We start from the raw sequence: 1,691 nt of genomic DNA, 5'->3' as shown, positions 1-1,691 counted from the left end.
GTGTGGTGTTGCAGGATCCGGTGGCCTCGCTGGATGCCCGGATGAGTGTCGCGGAGTGCGTGGCCGAGCCGTTGCGGGTGCACCGGCGTGGAATGGGTGCCGCCGAACGGCGTGAGCGGGTTGCCGAGGTGCTCGAACTGGTGCGGCTGCCACGGGAGTTGGCGCGGCGCGGGCCGCGCGAGCTGTCTGGTGGGCAGCGGCAGCGGGTGAGTCTCGCCCGGGCGCTGGTCCTCGAACCGCGGTTGCTGGTCGCGGACGAGCCGACGAGCGCGCTGGACGTGAGTGTGCAGCAGACCGTGCTGAACGTGATCGCCGAGTTGCAGCGAGAACTTGGATTCGCTTGTCTCTTCGTCTCGCACGACCTTGCCGTGGTGCAGCAGTTCGCCGGGCGCGTGGTCGTGATGCGGGGCGGACAGGTCGAGGAACAGGGGCCGACCATGAGCACGTTGCTGCACCCGGAGACGGAGTACACGCGCCGGCTCATCGCCGCCGTGCCCGTGCCCGATCCGGTGCTCCAACGGGAGCGCAGGGAGCGCCGGTTGACGTTGGCGACGGGGGCCGGCGCGTGACGGACTCCCCGGAGGTGGTCGTCGGCGTCGACATCGGCGGGACGACCACCCAGGTCGTGCTGTGCACGCCCGAACTCGACGTCCTGGACCGGACGGAGGTACCGACACCCGCGAGTGAGGGCGGGGCCGCGATGGTCGGTGCCGCGCTCTCCGCGCTACGGCTGCTGCTGGACCGTACGCCCGCCCGGTTGCTCGGGGTCGGGGTCGGCGCGGCCGGGCTCGTGGACGTGCGGGCCGGGCGGATCCTCGTGGCGAGCGACTCCTTCCGCGACTGGGCCGGGTTCGAGGTGACGGCGACCGTCCAACAGGCCCTGGGTGTACCGGCGTTCCTCGACAACGACGTGAACGCGTTTCTGCGCGGAGAGGTCGCGAAGGGCGCGGCCGCCGGTGCGCAGAACGTGCTCGGGATGACGCTCGGCACCGGGGTGGGGGGCGCGCTCTGGCTGAATGGCGCCCTTTACGACGGGCCGCGCGGGGCTGCGGGTGAGATCGGCCATGTGCCCGGGTTCGGTGAACTGCCGTGCACGTGCGGGGGAAGAGGGCATCTGGAGACGTTGGCGTCGGGGCGGTCGATCGCGGCGCGGTACGGGGAGCGGACGGGGCGTGCGCTCACGGCCCGTGAGGTCGCCGAGGCGGCCCGGTCGGGCGATCCGGACGCGCGGGCCGTGTACGCGGCGGTGGGGCGCGGTGTCGCCCGTGCGCTGCTGATCACGGCGGGGCTGCTGGATGTCACGACGTGTGTGATCGGCGGGGGTGTCAGCCGGTCCTGGTCGCTGGTCGAGTCGGCCGTGCGGGAGACGTTGGCGCTGGAGCCGCCGGTGAGCGGTCACCCGGTGCGGGTGCTGCCGGCGCGGCTGGGCGGTGACGCGGTGGCGGTCGGGGCGGCGGCCCGGGCGCGGGCGGAACTCGGTGTCGGTGCGGGGGTGTGAGGTGCCTTAGGGGTGCTGATCCACACAGGCGGGCCTCAGCCGACTCCTACGTGAACGACGGGAATCGGCCAAGCGCGACCGTGTGATTGACGCACACGCGCCCCATCTCTACCTTCTGATCGACTTACCGAACTCCGTTCGGGATGTCGAACACGTAGGACTACTGGGCCGCCCCGCACCCCTGGAGAACACA

General features: G+C 72.0%; 2 protein-coding genes. Both read left to right on the top strand.

The features are described from left to right. Positions 1–569: ATP-binding cassette domain-containing protein (locus tag AC31A1_RS51025; RefSeq protein ID WP_489659850.1), on the top strand; the 569-nt coding region annotated here is incomplete at its 5' end. Then, entirely contained in the window at positions 566–1,498 is a 933-nt protein-coding gene (locus AC31A1_RS51020) for an ROK family protein (protein ID WP_489659849.1), read from the top strand. The genes AC31A1_RS51025 and AC31A1_RS51020, both read left to right, overlap by 4 nt. The last annotated feature ends 193 nt before the right edge of the window (positions 1,499–1,691 follow it).

This window comes from Streptomyces sp. P5F9, assembly GCF_057961495.1.
Note: the sequence above shows the minus strand (reverse complement) of the source record. Positions and strands in the feature narration are given on the sequence as shown.